Annotated in this window: 14 protein-coding genes; 8 read left to right on the top strand and 6 right to left on the bottom strand. The window is 54.4% G+C overall.

Annotation, left to right across the window (positions count from 1 at the left end; genetic code table 11):
- Positions 1-154 precede the first annotated feature (154 nt).
- Complete coding sequence (locus H5P30_RS21570; RefSeq protein WP_185694992.1) at positions 155-1,072, top strand: right-handed parallel beta-helix repeat-containing protein; 918 nt, start codon at positions 155-157, stop codon at positions 1,070-1,072.
- On the top strand, positions 1,069-1,878 hold the full coding sequence (locus H5P30_RS21565; RefSeq protein ID WP_185694991.1) for a sialate O-acetylesterase: 810 nt from the start codon (positions 1,069-1,071) through the stop codon (positions 1,876-1,878). Before H5P30_RS21570 ends, H5P30_RS21565 begins: the two co-directional genes overlap by 4 nt.
- A gap of 308 nt (positions 1,879-2,186) precedes the next feature.
- Here the strand turns inward: H5P30_RS21565 and H5P30_RS21560 are convergent, their stop codons facing one another.
- Together H5P30_RS21560 and H5P30_RS21555 are read right to left on the bottom strand one after the other, a co-directional pair.
- Positions 2,187-3,707: a sulfatase family protein gene (locus H5P30_RS21560; RefSeq protein ID WP_185694990.1), complete on the bottom strand. Its 1,521-nt coding sequence runs from the start codon at positions 3,705-3,707 to the stop codon at positions 2,187-2,189.
- A 6-nt stretch (positions 3,708-3,713) separates the two neighbouring features.
- Positions 3,714-4,469 carry a helix-turn-helix domain-containing protein gene (locus H5P30_RS21555; protein WP_185694989.1) on the bottom strand — a complete coding sequence of 252 codons (756 nt, stop codon included), beginning with the start codon at positions 4,467-4,469 and terminating at the stop codon, positions 3,714-3,716.
- 557 nt (positions 4,470-5,026) lie between these two features.
- On the opposite strand from H5P30_RS21555, the gene H5P30_RS21550 reads away from it, so the two are divergent.
- Together H5P30_RS21550 and H5P30_RS21545 are read left to right on the top strand one after the other, a co-directional pair.
- Positions 5,027-5,206, top strand: a complete 180-nt coding sequence (locus H5P30_RS21550) for a hypothetical protein (RefSeq protein WP_185694988.1) — start codon at positions 5,027-5,029, stop codon at positions 5,204-5,206.
- A 53-nt stretch (positions 5,207-5,259) separates the two neighbouring features.
- On the top strand, positions 5,260-5,688 hold the full coding sequence (locus H5P30_RS21545) for a DUF1318 domain-containing protein (protein ID WP_185694987.1): 429 nt from the start codon (positions 5,260-5,262) through the stop codon (positions 5,686-5,688).
- A gap of 51 nt (positions 5,689-5,739) precedes the next feature.
- On the opposite strand, the gene H5P30_RS21540 is transcribed toward H5P30_RS21545, so the two are convergent.
- Positions 5,740-6,561: a GNAT family N-acetyltransferase gene (locus H5P30_RS21540; RefSeq protein ID WP_221774436.1), complete on the bottom strand. Its 822-nt coding sequence runs from the start codon at positions 6,559-6,561 to the stop codon at positions 5,740-5,742.
- On the opposite strand from H5P30_RS21540, the gene H5P30_RS21535 reads away from it, so the two are divergent.
- The 3 genes from H5P30_RS21535 to H5P30_RS21525 all read left to right on the top strand — a co-directional run bounded on the left by H5P30_RS21535 (position 6,533) and on the right by H5P30_RS21525 (position 9,238).
- Positions 6,533-8,542, top strand: coding sequence for an intermembrane phospholipid transport protein YdbH family protein (locus H5P30_RS21535; RefSeq protein WP_221774435.1), 2,010 nt, complete (start codon positions 6,533-6,535; stop codon positions 8,540-8,542). The genes H5P30_RS21540 and H5P30_RS21535 overlap by 29 nt on opposite strands.
- An 89-nt stretch (positions 8,543-8,631) precedes the next feature.
- Positions 8,632-8,838 (top strand): hypothetical protein, encoded by a 207-nt coding sequence (locus H5P30_RS21530; RefSeq protein WP_185694984.1) that lies wholly within the window; start codon positions 8,632-8,634, stop codon positions 8,836-8,838.
- Between the two features lie 13 nt (positions 8,839-8,851).
- Complete coding sequence (locus H5P30_RS21525) at positions 8,852-9,238, top strand: YdbL family probable chaperone protein (protein WP_185694983.1); 387 nt, start codon at positions 8,852-8,854, stop codon at positions 9,236-9,238.
- A gap of 635 nt (positions 9,239-9,873) precedes the next feature.
- On the opposite strand, the gene eno is transcribed toward H5P30_RS21525, so the two are convergent.
- The 3 genes from eno to H5P30_RS21510 form a co-directional block, all read right to left on the bottom strand.
- The gene (eno, locus tag H5P30_RS21520; RefSeq protein ID WP_185694982.1) at positions 9,874-11,184 is read right to left on the bottom strand and encodes a phosphopyruvate hydratase; all 1,311 of its coding nucleotides are present in this window, start codon (positions 11,182-11,184) and stop codon (positions 9,874-9,876) included.
- A 112-nt stretch (positions 11,185-11,296) separates the two neighbouring features.
- Positions 11,297-12,379 carry a rhomboid family intramembrane serine protease gene (locus H5P30_RS21515; protein WP_185694981.1) on the bottom strand — a complete coding sequence of 361 codons (1,083 nt, stop codon included), beginning with the start codon at positions 12,377-12,379 and terminating at the stop codon, positions 11,297-11,299.
- Positions 12,380-12,603: 224 nt separating this feature from the next.
- Positions 12,604-13,524 carry a LysR family transcriptional regulator gene (locus H5P30_RS21510; RefSeq protein ID WP_185694980.1) on the bottom strand — a complete coding sequence of 307 codons (921 nt, stop codon included), beginning with the start codon at positions 13,522-13,524 and terminating at the stop codon, positions 12,604-12,606.
- Positions 13,525-13,733: 209 nt separating this feature from the next.
- Here H5P30_RS21510 and H5P30_RS21505 point away from each other — a divergent pair, with 209 nt between their 5' ends.
- Positions 13,734-14,816, top strand: a complete 1,083-nt coding sequence (locus H5P30_RS21505) for a CmpA/NrtA family ABC transporter substrate-binding protein (RefSeq protein WP_185694979.1) — start codon at positions 13,734-13,736, stop codon at positions 14,814-14,816.
- Positions 14,817-14,832: the final 16 nt, after the last annotated feature.

Here is a 14,832-nt window from a genome sequence, read left to right as displayed (position 1 = left end):
TTTCGTTTTTGAGAATGTGACGGTATACAGTGCGCCGGCTCAGGCGTTCAATGAGATGACAGGCCCCGGCGGGAATCAATATGTTGACTGTCGTGTTTTGCCTAAGGGAAATCGGATGATGAGCGTGAATGCGGATGCATTCTTTAGCAAAAGGATGCGACAAGGGCCCGAGGTGCGAGGCTGCCGTTTCGAAAAGATGGATGATGATGGAGGCAATATCGGGAGCACCAACCTGAGGGTGCTTAGTCATCCTTCTCACAATACCATCCTGATGGATTTGAAAAACAATCATCTGGTTGAAGTCGGCGACCGATTTCAAATCACCGATGGTGCAACCGGGGTGGTGACGCAAACCACGCGGGTCAGTTCCGCCAGGATCGTCAAATGGAGAGATCGGTATGCTCTGGAGGTGACGATGGATGATCCGTTGGAGATTTCGCACACCGTCGATAGTTTGAGTGCGTCCTCTGATTACGGACCGCCGGTCAAATCGAAGGGTGCTGTTACCGAATCATCCGTGCCGGATCTGGCCTTGGATCTTGATACGATCTGTGAAGGTCTGGTGATCGAGGATTGCCATATCATTGATTCTCGGGTGCGGGGATTCAGGCTGTACACGAAAGGAGCGAAGATCCTGAACAACCATTTCGAAAATTTGGCGAAGCCAGGAATTACGCTCGGGCAGTCGCTGAGCTGGTTTGAAGGTCCTTCGGCGGTCGATATTTTGATTGAGGGGAATACCTTTTCACGGGTCAGATCGACCAATATCTACATAGGCGATTTCTCTGTCGCGATCGGGCCGTTGAGTGTTGTGGATAATCACAATATCCGGATTACTGGAAACCGTTTCCAAGATTATGGTGGGCCTTTCGCAGATGGTCCGAAATATCTGGAAGCTCTGTTGTCGACAGCGATCATTGTCAGAAACGCGAGTGATGTTTTGATCGAGAATAATGAGTTTTTTCCTTCTGATATGGCTCCGTCGCTCGACCCTGTTATCGTCGATTCGTCATCGACATCTTCAATTACCCTGAACGGAAACTTGTTCGAAGGAGACACATGGGACTTATGAAAAGAGGAGTGAGTAGTTGGTTGAGTCGGTGCCTGCTACTGGCGATCTTCGCCCAAGGGGCGAGTTTCGCAGACGCGGGCTCGGGGGAAGCGCCGGATATTCCATCGGAGATGCAGCTATTTCTCTTGGTCGGCCAGTCCAATATGGCTGGGCGGGGGAAGGTAACTCCTGAGGACCGTATTCCTGATCCCCAGATTTTCGTTCTCGATAAGAATGACGATTGGGTGAACGAGGGAGAGCCAATTCATTTCGATAAGAGCTTCGCGGGAGTTGGTCTCGGATTCACTTTTGCGAAGCAGGTGGCGGAGGAGAATCCGAAAACGTCGGTGGGCTTGATTCCGTGCGCGGTGGGCGGTACGCCGATCCGCCGTTGGATGCCGGGACAGGATCTGTTCGAGGAAGCGGTTCGACGAACGAAAATTGCCATGGAGCGGGGTGAACTGAAAGCCATCTTGTGGCATCAGGGAGAAAGCGAGTGCGGGAGTGCTTCTGCAGCAAAGGCTTATGGCCAAAACCTTGCTGTGGTCGCAAATGCCTTTCGAGAGGCATTGGATGCTCCCGATGTTCCTTTCATCGCTGGAGAACTGGGCCCCTTCATTTACCCGGATGACCCAGTGCGTTCAGCCAATGCCAGTCTTATCAATGAAGGAATCAGATCCATCCCCGAACGGATTGAGGAGGCAGGTGTTGTGAGTTCGGAGGGGCTATCGGACAGGGGAGATCAACTGCATTTCGACGCAGACTCCCAGAAGGAGTTCGGTGGCCGTTATTTCGCGACCTACAAGGATATCATCGAAACCGAGTAGTGCGTTTGCTTGATCTGCTACGACATTTTTCATCTGCCTATTGGGCAGAGTAGCCTTGGAAAGCATCTTCTCCTCTCCACTTCAAAGAACTGAATGAAGCCGGTCCCAGTGTTGGGTAGAGCCACTCAGGATAGACTACCTTACATGCTGCGCTGCCTCTCAGTCGGCTTCGAAGAATTGACCGGGGATTCGAATCGGCGGTTCGGGAGGCTGGACCCCGGTGAAAAAAAGAGGGAGGACCATTTCAGTCCTCCCTCTCGAAATTAAGTTGGGGCTGCAAATTCCCCTGATACCTTAGCAGTCAGTAATTAGAAGACTTTTTTGTTGGAAAAGTGTTCCAGCTGATCGGCGTATTTCTCCCGGAGTTGATCCGCGCCTTCTTTGCGACCTGTTTCTTCGAGGTAGTTCATGTAGACCTCGAATCCCTCGCATTTGGGCTGGCCGTAGGTGAGGGAGGCGTGGAAGGGGCCGCCTTCGCGAACGACGGTCCAGAGGGGATCGACGACATCGCTGGAGTTGAGGGCCATTTGTTGCATCTGGGCATCGTGCCAGCGGGAGAGGCGCCATTGTCCTTCACGGCAGAGCTCGGGGTGATCTTCGGCGAGGTTATTTTGCTCGTGTGGATCGGCCTCGAGGTCGTGCAGCATCTCCTGCGGAAAGAGGTGGAAGCCGTCATGATAGGTGCGAGTGTAGAGCCATTGACCCCAGCGAACCGAGCGCTGACAGACGTGGCAGCATTGGCTGATGGTCACCTCTTCGCGGCCGACATCGGAACCTTCGGTAATCGCCGGAGCATAGGATTCACCATCCCAAATTTCCTGTTTCTTTCCCCCGAGGAGATCCATCAGGGTCGGAGCGAGGTCGAGGTTGTAGTGGAACTTGCTGTTGCGAATCCCTTGGGCTCCACCGGGATACTTGATGATGAGGGGAACGCGGCAGGTGATGTCATCGGCAGTGCCGTGTTCGCCGTAGAGTCCCCATTCGCCGAGGTTTTCCCCATGGTCGGCAGAGATGACGATCATGGTTTCGTCGTAGACGCCCGCTGATTTGAGGTCGGAAACGATTTTTCCAATCTGGTCATCGACGTAGCGCACGCCCATGTCGTAGCCATCAATCATGCGGCGAACCGAAGCTCGATCGGTGACTTTGCCGGGGTGTTTGGGAAACTTTGGATCTTCATTCCCATGATACATCCCTACCTCGTGGGAACCGTGAGGGCCGACTCTTTGGTTGTTCTTTTCAATGACTTCGTCGGTCAACCAGTCGGGGAGAGGGTCGTCTTTGAAGGGATTCTCGTAATCTGAGGGGGTGCGGTAGGGCGTGTGTGGGTCCCAGTAGTTGATGTGTAGATACCAGTTGTCCTTGCTGGAGTTGTCACTCATCCATTTGTCGACGACCGGTTGGACGACCTCGGCGGACTCCATTCCTCCCATGCCGGTATTGTGGATTTCGTTGAAGCCAGCGTAGAAATGCCAAGCAGCGTGGCGTTGCCCAAAGGGGCTGATCATCGCGGTGTGATAGCCGCACTTTTGCAGCTGTCCACCGAGCCCCTGAAAGTCGAAGTGGTCGCGGAATCCACGGGTGGGCCCTTCGGTTTTCGGTTGAGCGGCTGATCCTCCGTGGCCGACGACACCGGTCTGGATCCCAAAGCGACCGGAATAAAAAGCGGTGCGGGATGGCAGGCACGGCGCATCCGGGGTGTAGCAGCGGTCGAAGACGACGCCTTCGTTGGCAATCTGGTCGATGTTGGGGCTGGTGTTGCGATGGTAGCCGTAGCAGCCGAGGTGGTCGGGGCGTTGGCTGTCGATGTCGATGTAGAGGATTCTCATGGGTGCTTATCCGTTGAGGGTTTTTGTCAGTTGTTGAAGAAGGAGAGAGGGGTCGGGCAGATCGCTGAACCGATAGGCTTGGGCGAGGGCAAGGACTCCGATGAAGGTGTGGGTTTGTTCGTCGATCGCAGCAGCTGCGAATCGGCGGACTCCATTGGTGTTGAAGGCCTCATCATAGGCGACGCTTTCAGTTCGCGCTTTCTCGGTAAGGGCTCGGATCTGTTGAGCGGAAATTGTTTCTCTTTCTCCATTGCGGACATAGAGAGAACTCTGACGGACTGGTTTGGCCTCCTTGGCGAAGGCATGGCCCAGGCGGGCGACGGCCTCGAATTCCGATTCCCAGTCCCGGAGGAATCCGGGTCCTGCTTTCACGCAGAGCTCAGAGTGAGGGAGTTCCTGATAGATCAGTTTCATGCCCGCTTCGGTCGGCTCGTACCATTCGGCCGAGCATTGAGTTTCGGCACTCAATTCCGGCATCTTTCGATGGATCTGACGACGAAGAGCTTCGGAGTCGTTGGCGAGTGGTTGGAGGGTCCAAAGAGGCTCGTACAGCTTGTCGGCGTTGCGGCGGACGGTCCCGGTTTTTTCCAGAGTGTCGAGGAGACGGAAGACGGAGGCTTTGGGAAGGTTTAATCGGGATGAAAGGTTCTCGAGAGAGGCGGGGGAGTCTTCGCCCAGCATACGCAGCACCGCCAGGCCCCGGCTCAGGGCTGGGGCCGGGGTCTCGCACTCTGCAAAAGAAAGAGAATCACCTAGTTTCATATATAAAACTAGTTTTAAATATGAAAAGTAACGGCGCAAGGAATTTCTGGAATGGGAATAAACTCCTTTCTGAGGAGAGGAGGGAAACTGGAAAATGGGAGCTGCGATGGACGTTGCGCAGCCGCGGAGCTTCGGCTCTTGTTGGGGGAATGCGATTGTGCGTGACGCACTCAGGAAGCTTTCCGTAGGGGTGCAGCTTTAGCTGCCCCTATTGCGTCTGCACGGTCGGGACCCCTGGAGGGCCTTTCCTAATCGCAGGACCGCGCAGCTAAAGCTGAGCGGCTACCTTTCGTAGGGGAGTAGCTTTAGCTGCCCCCATCACGTCTGCTCGGTCGGAACCCTGTAGGCCTTCCGCAATCGCAGGACCGCGCAGCTAAAGCTGAGCGGCTACTTTTCGTAGGGGAGTAGCTTTAGCTGCCCCCATCACGTCTGCTCGGTCGGACCCCTGGAGGGCCTTTCGTAACCGCGGGACCGCGCAGCTAAAGCTGAGCGGCTACTTTTTGAGAGCGAGCTTCGATCTTGCTGTGTATGGGGGGATCACCTTTTTTGGTTCTACCATGAAAATAGTTCTCATCGGCTCGATTGCATGTTTCTCGCTTTTTCTTTCCGGCTGCAGTTCTTCGGGCCCGAATTATCCGGCTGCCCCCGGAACGATGGGGAAAAACAACTCGGTGGATCGGAACGTCGATAGTTTTTATTCGGAAATGGGCAAAATGTCCGACGGTTCCGGCGACTGAAGCTCCCAAAAGGGAGATTGATTCTTTGGAAGTAAGGGCAATAATTTAAGATCATGATTAAACACCGACCTCTGCTTCTTATCCTTTTGATCCCCGCAATTTTGAGTGGAAGTGCCGCTTTGGCGGACAACGAAACGACTGATTTGGACGATACCGTAATGCAGGGATCGGGAGCTCCTGACCTGAGCACGCTGAAGAATCAGCTGATGGAACGTGAGGACCAGATTAATGAGCTTATGGACCAAGGATTGGTCGGGATTACCAATGAAGGCCTCTACTCGATCCGAGGGGATATCTCTCCCATGCAGTCGAAGCACGTTCAGGAGCAAAACGATGATCTGAAGGCCTACTATGATATCGTCGCCAAGGAAAAGGGTGAAGACGTTGAAAAGGTTCAGAAAAGTTCGGCTGCGCAAATGATCAAGGATGCCGGACCTCAAGTCTGGGTTCAGGACGAAGAAGGCGACTGGTTTCAGAAGTAACTCTTTGGCAGTTTTTGCCAAGGGTCGAAGCGTTCTTTTTCGACCGTCCAGTTATCCCAGTTCAAAGCTGGTGACTCCATAGATTCCTTCCAAGGAAACGGAAGGCTCTTGGCCTCGGTACATGCGAGCCGTTTCGAAGACCGGTCGCATCTTGTAGCGCTGGGCCAGGTCGGTGGCTTCGGTATTGGGCTCGGGAGTATCGAGAAAAATCGTTTCTCCGGTCGGGATTTCGTTTTGCAGCGCTTGGAAGAGCGTTTCGGCGATAGCTGGGGTGTCGGCGAAAAGGGGGCCAAATTTCCAGCCCTCCGCGCACTGTCTGAGTGTGCTGTATCCGCGGAGGGTCTGCCCATCCAGAAAGGCTCGGCTTAATCCGTGTTCCTCACCGATCCAGCTCTGGAGGAATTCCGAACGATCGGCGGGAAAATAGCGGCGATCATAGGTGCACAGGGTTTCGAAGGGAATCTGCGAAATGGGAACGATGCGGGAGTCTGCGGGGGCGAAGTTTTGTGAGGTCCCTTGTTGCCGGATATTGCGATAGGCGATCTGAAATCCGGACTTGCGGTAGTTGTCCTGTTGATCGACGACACCGTCGAGGCCGATGGTTCTTCCGGCCAAGTGGTCCATCGCTCTATTCCAGATGGCCAAGCCATAACCCTGTGCGCGGAAGTCGGGATGGACGATGTAGAATCCGAGAAATCCGAAATTTTTACCGGACCGGACCGCGGAGATAACGGCGACGGGTTCGTGATCGACTTCACCAATCCAAAATCCTTCGGGATCCGCGGCGTGGAATGTCTGGGCATCGTCGAGGCCTGGATTCCATCCTTCGCGGTCAGCCCACTCAATGGCGAGGGGGACTTCGGATGAAGACATCGGGCGAATCGTCATCGTCGGGGAACTCATGGAGCAAGGGTGGCCTCGGCTGGCGATTTTGACGAGCGTTTGTTCGCAGGATTTCGGTGGCCCCAGCCTTGCCCCGGTGAGCATGGGGCGATTGGATGAGTCATCTTGGATGAAACGGTTTTTTCTCATCGCCTTCGCTTCCCTCGTCGTGATTGTTCTCGCGGCGTGGTTCAGCCTTCCCTCGGTGATTGAGATGGCGGTGAGGTTTGGATTCCAGAAAGCGGGTTTTTCTGATCCCGAGATTCGTGGGATTGGAGTCACTCTGACCTCCAGCTCTGTGGAAGGGGTGACAGCGGATTGGCCGGATGGTTCGGTCGGCATAGAAGAGGCGGAGGTCCGATACCGCATTCCTCGATTGATCCGGGGTTCCGCAGATTCGGTTCGGTTGTCAGGGGTATCCATCGAATACGCTCCGTCGAAAGATCGGGAGGAAGAGGAAACCAAAGAGGAGGAATCGGTCGAGGAGGAAGGAGCTTTTCGCAAATTTGCGATGCCTTCGATTCCGAGTATACCCCTTTCGAGGTTTTGGCTCGAATCGTTCCGTTTCAAGTGGGAGGAGCGGGAGCCAGTCCTTGCGAATCTGGGGGCACTTTTCGAGGAGCATCGTCTGGAAGCTTATGCTGCAGTGCCGAATCGGGATACGATGCTCGGTTTGGTCGGAAAAGTGGGGGGAAATCGGATGCGTGCGGCGTCGGGCTATTTGTCGGTGGAAGATCCGATGGCTTGGATCCGCTGGGCCTTTGCTGGATCTGCCGTTTCCGACGTTCTACATCTGGAAAGTTTCGGGCTGCGGGCTGCAGCTCAGTGGACAAAGGACCCGTCTCGATTCGATTTTCCGGTGCTCAACGTGGAGGCGAAGCTGAAGAACCTGAAGGCTGGAGCTGGCGACAGGGAGGTTGAGGCGCCGGAGATCATCCTCGAGGCAGAAGCCATTCCGGGTGCTGACCGGGTCGATCTCTTTTATGGAGTCTCTGGACTGCCTGCGGGACTCGCGGTGCACGGAATCCAGTCATTGCGCTTCGATCCGATCCTATCCGGTGACGGATGGCTGGGCATCGGGCCAATTCGCGGGGAGTCGGTTTCACTTCCTTTCAGTCTCGGGGGGGACCTCTCGGTTTTGCGAATCGGGGGAGAGCTCGGGGCACTCTTTCATGGAACCGGTCCGGTGGATGCCCCAGTTGTCCGAGGTTTCGTTCGAGTTGCTGGGGGACAATTGGGGATTCAGGACACTCCAGTGATTTTGGATGGTTTTCGGGGATGGCTCGGTCTCGAGTTGCTTCCGGATTTGGCCACTTTGGGAATGCAGACCTTGGAGTGGGATCGAGTGGAGTATGACCGCTTTCGATCGGGGCCCGGGCGAATTGACTGGAGTCTTTCGCCGGAAAAGGTTCTCCAAGTTGACCGTTTCGAATGGAAGTTACTGGGAGGTGAACTCTCTTTGGATGAACCGTCTAGCCTCAACCTGACCGATCCAGGCCGGGATTTTGATGCCTCGCTTCATCTGCGGGGAATCGATCTGGATGAGGTCGTTCGGGTCGCCCGCCTCGACGAGGTGGAAGCAACTGGACGAATGAGTGGACGAGTGAGGGTTGCTGCGAAAGAAGGCAAACTGATTGCGCTCGAGGCCGGTCTTGATCTCGATAGCAGTCAAGAGGCTACAATCCGATTTAAAGACCCGGAGTGGGTGGCCGAGGCCTTGGGAGGAGGAGCGGGAAACTCAGATGTCCTCACCCGGGCGGTAAGCGATCTTCGGTTGAAGTCCCTTCACGTCGAAGTGTTCTTTTTGAGAAAAGGGGCGAAAAATACTTTTATTGAAATATCAGGAAGCTCGCGGGCTCCGGATATTCAGGCTCCATCGATCAACCTCGATTTCAATTTCCAGATTCCTTTCGAAAAAGTCTTCCGTTTAGTTCTTTTGGGAAAGCAGATTTCTCTTTCCGCAGGGGGGTGATTGGGAGCTGCGGATAGTCTGGCGAATCGGAGCATCTCGAAAATGGCTATCCACTTGAATCAATCCAATTTCTCGCCTAGCCTGATTCCATGCCCAAAGTGCTCTTTCTCTGGTCTCTCCCTTTTTTGCCTCTTTTGCTGGCCTCATGCACGACTCACCATGAGATAACGCACCGAGTCGAGCCGGTTCACATCATCGTCGATGTGAATGTCCAAGTGGAGGAACAGCTGAACAGCTTCTTTGACGACCTCGACTCTCAATCGAAAACTGTGATCACCGAAGATTCTTCTTCCTAAATCGTATCCATTTATGAAATCGAAGACCCTCATTCCTAGTATCTCTCTATTTCTTTTCGCGCTCTTGGTAGCTGTTCCCTCGCTACAGGCGGCCGATCTCGACCAAATTCGGGAGCGAATGGAGGAGCGCCTCCCGACAATTGACAGCCTGAAGGAGCAAGGCCTTCTTGGGGTGACCAATGATGGACTTCTTTCAGTTCGTGGGTCGATCTCGACTGAGGAGGATAAGATGGTCAAGGCCGAGAATAAGGACCGGATGACCGTTTACCAAGAGATCGCCAAGCAGACGGGCCAGCCCGTGGATAAGGTGCAAAAGCAGAGGGCTGCGCAATTGGCCAAGACCTCCGCTCCTGGGGTGTGGCTTCAGGATGCAAAAGGGAAGTGGTATCGGAAGCAGTAGCTGCGCCCCAGTGTTCCCGATTGACTTCAGTCATTCGGGTGAGCGGGATTGGATTGAATTGTGTTCCGAGAGTTTCGCGCGGCGCGGTGTAGATTACGGATATTTGTCTCTTTTCTGGCCGGAGAAATCGCACGACAGCATTCGACAGGCTCATGCCGGGAAAGTCGTGCGCGAATGGTGGCCGCCCAAAGTAGCGAGAGCTTCCATGCTTCGCAGGACACGTCCAGCTCTAGATTCGTGGCACTGGTTGGAATCCTGTGGAACGCTTAGTCAGTCCGCAGCTTCAGCTGCACCTCGGCCTCGGGCCGAAAGAGGTGGGGCATTGGCACCTCTCTTTGAAGTGGGAGCGGAATGGCGAGAGCCATTTCGTTGGGGGGTGTGAAGTCTCTGGGAGTCATCTGCGAACCCTTAGAAACGGTTATCACCGTGCCTCTACGATTGAGGAAGGGCAAAAGTTCGTTGAGGTGGGAGTGCCAATGCGCCTCTGGCCGGAGAAATCGCGCGACTGCATTCGACAGGCTCATGCCGGGAAAGTCCTGCGCCGAACGGAGGGCGACTTGCTCCCGGTATGTAACCAAAAAAAAGGCGGCTCTCCGAAGAGAGCCGCCTGAAAGTGTAAGAATCGATCGTGGCGATTACAGCTTGCCGCCGTAGATCGCGTGGGAGCCGAGTTCTTCTTCGATGCGGAGGAGCTGGTTGTATTTGGCAACCCGGTCTGTCCGGCAGAGAGAACCGGTCTTGATCTGTCCGGCGTTGGTGGCCACGGCGATGTCAGCAATCGTGGTGTCTTCGGTTTCACCGGAACGGTGAGAGATGACAGACGTGTAGCCAGCTTCGCGGGCCATTTCAATCGCGTCGAGGGTTTCGGTCAGGGAACCGATTTGGTTCACCTTCACGAGAATCGAGTTGGCGACGCCGAGATCGATGCCCTTCTTGAGGAACTTGGTGTTGGTTACGAAGAGATCGTCTCCGACGAGCTGAGTCGTGGCGCCGAGTTCGTCGGTGAGAGTCTTCCAACCACTCCAGTCGTTTTCGTCGCAACCGTCCTCAATGGAGAGGATGGGGTAGCGTTTCTGGAGGTCTTGGTAGAAGGCGACCATTTCCTTGGCGTTCTTCTTGGACCCGTCGCTCTTGCCGAAGACATACTTCTTCTTCTTGGCGTCGTAGAATTCCGAAGAGGCGACGTCGAGGGCGATGAAGACTTCTTTGCCGAGCTTGTAGCCAGCGCCCTTTACGGCCGCAGCAATCGCTTCAAGAGCGGCTTCGTTGGAAGCAAGCTTCGGTGCGAATCCGCCTTCGTCTCCGATTCCGGTGCTGAGGCCTTGAGCCTTGAGGACCGTCTTCAGTTCGTGGAAGATTTCGCAACCCATGCGCAAGGCTTCGCGGAAAGTTTCCGCACCCTTCGGCATGATCATGAATTCCTGGATGTCGATCGGAGCGTCGGAGTGAGATCCGCCGTTCATGATGTTCATCATCGGAACGGGAAGAACCTTGGCGTTCGGTCCGCCGATGTACTTATAAAGAGGAACTCCGAGAGTTTCGGCTGCGGCCTTGGCCACTGCGAGGGAGACCCCGAGGATGGCGTTGGCGCCGAGCTTGCTCTTGGTGGCCGTCCCGTCGAGGTCGAGCATCATCTTGTCGATGCCAACCTGGTCGCAGGCGTCCTGTCCAAAAAGCTCAGGAGCGATAATTTCGTGGACGTTATCGACCGCTTTGGTCACTCCCTTGCCGCCGTAGCGTTTTTTCGGGCTGAAGCCTTTCGGGAAATCCTTGGAGGAGAGTGCGCCGTCACGAAGCTCGAGGGCTTCGTTTTCACCGGTGCTAGCACCCGAAGGTACAGCAGCGCGGCCAACGACACCGGACTCAAGCTCGACGTCTACTTCAACGGTAGGATTCCCGCGGGAATCGATAATTTCGCGTGCGCGAATGTCGGTAATGGTGGTCATAACCTATTGTAATATGGTGATTCTCGAAACAGTAGCGTTTCGATTGAAACGTCTCAGGAAGGCGGGAATGGGTCAAGACTGAACGGGGCGTAACCTGTGCGAGAGTGCGTCTCTATTGGTGCTTCTTGCGACGGAGGGACTCCAGGGGGGATTGCGCATTTCTTGGGGTCATCTCTTTGGGGAAGACCCACCAGAGGATAACTCCAGCTATCGCTCCGCCGAGGTGGCCGGCTCCCGATATATTCGTGTTCCCGTGAAACTGTAGGTAGGCATAGAAAAATTGCATAAGGATCCAGATCCCGAAGAGCCAGATGGCTCGGACCTTTAAGAATGAATTTTCCTGGAAAATGCCGAACCAACGGCTTCGGCGAACGAGGAGAGAAATTCGGGCATGGGGAAAGCTGAGTCCGTAGAAGGCGATGATGCCGGAGATTCCTCCACTGGCCCCGATGCAGGGCACAGTGGATTCCGGATTGATGAGGATGTGGGTAATGTCACCGAAGAGTGTCGCGAGGAGTAGCAGGATCACGAAGCGGGCAGGGCCGAGGAGGTGCTCGACGTTGTCGCCAAAGGTAGTGAGGAAATAGAGGTTGATGATGAGGTGAAAGATTCCCGCGTGGAGGAAAAAGGAACTAATTAGGGTAATTCCTCCTCCTCGTGACCATTCGGCAGGGATCAGACCCGACTCTTGGAATGAGTTGGGATGGGCGAACGCATAGAGGCTGGCAATCAAGATGAGGAAGAAGGTACTCCAGGTCGCGAAGGCGAACCGGGAGTGGGTCGGCTGATCCTCTTCGATCGGGAGTCCGGCTAGGGCGGGGATCCACTGCCATACTTTTTCTGGAGATTCTTGCTCGGAAGGCTCGAGATTATGAATCTCTCGGAGTTCTTCGATGCGCTGGACGGGCACCTTCTCCCGGAGCGCATCGGAAATGTTGAAGTCTTTGAGCGTTTTCTCGGGTGCGGCTTTGGCCTTTCGGGGGAGGTCTCCCCATTCCTCTTGGTCGATCCAGATGAACTGACAGTTTTCGCAAACGTCGAGAATGCGATCTCCCTTCGGGGTTTCGAAGAGAACCTCTTCCATGTGATTGTCGCATCCGGGGCACTGGCGGACTCGGGGGAGGTCGTTTTGGCGGGTTCGCTGCCAAAGCCGATTGAGATCCTCGCGCGGAATTGACTTTCTCAATACTGGCATAAGCGCCGTGGTTCCCGCGCATTGCCGGCAACGCCAAATGAGCCCATCTTCGGTTTTTATCCGATTGAGGGAGATGTGGCAGTCAGGGCACTCGAGCATGAGTCAAAGATTAGTGAGCAGCGGAGCAATTCGGCGAATCGAAAATGCTGCGGCCTTCCAAGAATTGAGCTCTCAGAAATTCTTTTGGACGCTCTTCAGAGGAAAATCTTTCGAGATTAGGTCCCTTAGTGGAGCATATCGATGAAGAGACTCTGGGCTACGCTCTTGGCGAGGCCGGTGAAGATGCTCTCCACGAAGTTGAGTTCCTTGTTCTTGGGGTGGGCTACGATCCAGTGACGTTTGAGTTGGCGCCTTCCTAGAGGAAAGGTCCGAAGGGTTCCGGCTTTCTCTTCCTTCTTTACGACCCACTTCGGCAGGATGCCGATGCCGATGTTGAGTTCGACGAGTTTCTTGATGACTTCCTCGTTTGAAATCTCGATGAAAGGGGTGAGGGTGGTGTTGTAGTTGCGAAAGTATTCGTCGACGAGGTCGTAGGTATACCCTTGGCTGTCGGGGACAATGACCCGCTCCACATTGATCTTGGAAAGGTCTGATTTCCCTGCCTGAGCCCAGGGGTGAAGGGGATTCACAATAAACTGGAGAGTGTCGGTCCCAATCGGAACGGAGTTGTTTCCGAGAGCAAGGCTTCTGGAGGGGTAAATGGCGATGTCGACTTTGTTCTCTTCAACCGCATTGACCATCTGGTAGCTCGTCCCCTGCGTGATCTGAATGTTTACGTTGGGAAAACTTTCCTTCAATTCGCGAAGGGCGACGGGAATGATGTATTGGCAAGCGGCCGACGTTGCTCCGATACGGAGAATCTTTTGACCGAATTCGGACCATTCGCTCACGAGCGAACGCACACTGGTCAGGTTTCCGAGCAAGTCGTCGGCATGGGCCATCAGACGTTGCCCCGCGTAGGTTAACGAGATTTTGCGCGTGTCTCGGTCAAAGAGCCTACAGCCTAGGTCTTCTTCCAACCGTTTTAAGGAATGGCTGACCGCCGACGTCGTCAGGTTCAGGTTTTTCGCAGCCTTTCGGATACTTCTTACGTTCGCGATTTCCAAGAAGTTCAATAATTGGCGCGCATCCAATGGATCATGCATAAAGGGCCTTGAGCAATTACCTTGCCCAAGGGTGATTTTTCGGAAGTTTCGCCGGATTCTTTGGAGGGCATAATCGCCCGTATCTAGCTATATTGCTGAGGGTGATGATTTGGATTATCAAATCTGATGAGATGAATTGTTGAATAATTTGATGCCTTAATCTCGGCCAAAATCATCATTTTGGAGATTGGCATGCTAAAGGTTTTGGCATGGCAACCAGGTCTCAAAACCGTGTGGAAAAGATTCGCACCTTTTCCATCGGCTCCTCAAATCGAGGGCTGAATATTGGTTTTGTTCCGATGACGGATTGTGCTCCGCTAATAGCCGCCAAAGAACTGGGTCTTTTTGAGCGGACGGGGTTGGAAGTGAATCTCTCTCGGGAAGCTGGCTGGGCTACGGTGCGAGAGCGTATGCGTCACAGGGAATTGGATGCATCACATGCTCACGCGAGTATGATTTTCGAGTTGGGTTGTGGGTTGGGACTCGACAGTGTCCCCTGTCTGACGGGATTGGTGCTCTCTCATAATGGCAGTGCCATTTCCTTTTCCCATGAACTGTGGGAATTGGGCGTGCGCGATGCACGGAGCTTGAAGCGGGTCGTGGAGGAGTTTCGGGGGCGCAGAAAGTTTCGTTTCGGAGTTGTCCTTAAATTCTCGACACAGAATTACCTCCTCCGTTCTTGGCTTCGAGACGGCGGCGTCGATCCGGATAAGGATGTTCAGTTGGTCGTCGTCCCTCCACCTCAAGTCTTTCCCTGTATGATGAAGGGTCATATCGACGGCTATTGTGCAGGCGAGCCCTGGAGCTCGATTGGCTTGATCGAAGGTTCCTGCTGGTGTGCCGCACTCACCGACGAAGTGGAACGGATGCATCCTGAAAAGGTTTTGCTCGTGCATCAGGAATTGGCGAGAGACCGTCATGATGAGCACATCGCTTTGATTTCTGCCCTCATCGAGGCTGCGGAGTATTGTGACAAGCCCATCAATCGGGCGGACCTCGCTTCGATGCTGGCAGCTCCGAATTACTTCGACGTGAGCAAGGACGCGCTTCTGAACGCGCTGCAAGGTCCCTTTCAGCGAGGAATGGGGGAGCAGTCGAGCGCTTTGGACGCAATTGTGTTCCGGAGAAATAATGCGAGCCAGCCCACCGAGGCGAAGGCTCGCTGGGTTTTGAGTGAGATCAATCGCAATGGTCTCACCGAAACGCCGCTTGATCTGACCCAGGACGAGATTAGGAGCTTCTTTCGAATGGATTTTTACGAGGAGGCGGAACGAATTTTAGCCGCCGCATAACCAAGACAAAAGTAGA

Origin of the sequence: Puniceicoccus vermicola (assembly GCF_014230055.1) — a bacterium.
GTDB classification, from domain to species: Bacteria; Verrucomicrobiota; Verrucomicrobiia; order Opitutales; family Puniceicoccaceae; genus Puniceicoccus; species Puniceicoccus vermicola.
This window is presented reverse-complemented; position numbering and strand designations above follow the sequence as displayed.

Coding starts and splice junctions, on each gene's coding strand:
- H5P30_RS21570 (WP_185694992.1), top strand. CDS start 155: ATGCGACAAGGGCCCGAGGTGCGAGGCTGCCGTTTCGAAAAGATGGAT.
- H5P30_RS21565 (WP_185694991.1), top strand. CDS start 1,069: ATGAAAAGAGGAGTGAGTAGTTGGTTGAGTCGGTGCCTGCTACTGGCG.
- H5P30_RS21560 (WP_185694990.1), bottom strand. CDS start 3,707: ATGAGAATCCTCTACATCGACATCGACAGCCAACGCCCCGACCACCTC.
- H5P30_RS21555 (WP_185694989.1), bottom strand. CDS start 4,469: ATGAAACTAGGTGATTCTCTTTCTTTTGCAGAGTGCGAGACCCCGGCC.
- H5P30_RS21550 (WP_185694988.1), top strand. CDS start 5,027: ATGAAAATAGTTCTCATCGGCTCGATTGCATGTTTCTCGCTTTTTCTT.
- H5P30_RS21545 (WP_185694987.1), top strand. CDS start 5,260: ATGATTAAACACCGACCTCTGCTTCTTATCCTTTTGATCCCCGCAATT.
- H5P30_RS21535 (WP_221774435.1), top strand. CDS start 6,533: ATGGCGAGGGGGACTTCGGATGAAGACATCGGGCGAATCGTCATCGTC.
- H5P30_RS21540 (WP_221774436.1), bottom strand. CDS start 6,561: ATGTCTTCATCCGAAGTCCCCCTCGCCATTGAGTGGGCTGACCGCGAA.
- H5P30_RS21530 (WP_185694984.1), top strand. CDS start 8,632: ATGCCCAAAGTGCTCTTTCTCTGGTCTCTCCCTTTTTTGCCTCTTTTG.
- H5P30_RS21525 (WP_185694983.1), top strand. CDS start 8,852: ATGAAATCGAAGACCCTCATTCCTAGTATCTCTCTATTTCTTTTCGCG.
- eno (WP_185694982.1), bottom strand. CDS start 11,184: ATGACCACCATTACCGACATTCGCGCACGCGAAATTATCGATTCCCGC.
- H5P30_RS21515 (WP_185694981.1), bottom strand. CDS start 12,379: ATGCCAGTATTGAGAAAGTCAATTCCGCGCGAGGATCTCAATCGGCTT.
- H5P30_RS21510 (WP_185694980.1), bottom strand. CDS start 13,524: ATGCATGATCCATTGGATGCGCGCCAATTATTGAACTTCTTGGAAATC.
- H5P30_RS21505 (WP_185694979.1), top strand. CDS start 13,734: ATGGCAACCAGGTCTCAAAACCGTGTGGAAAAGATTCGCACCTTTTCC.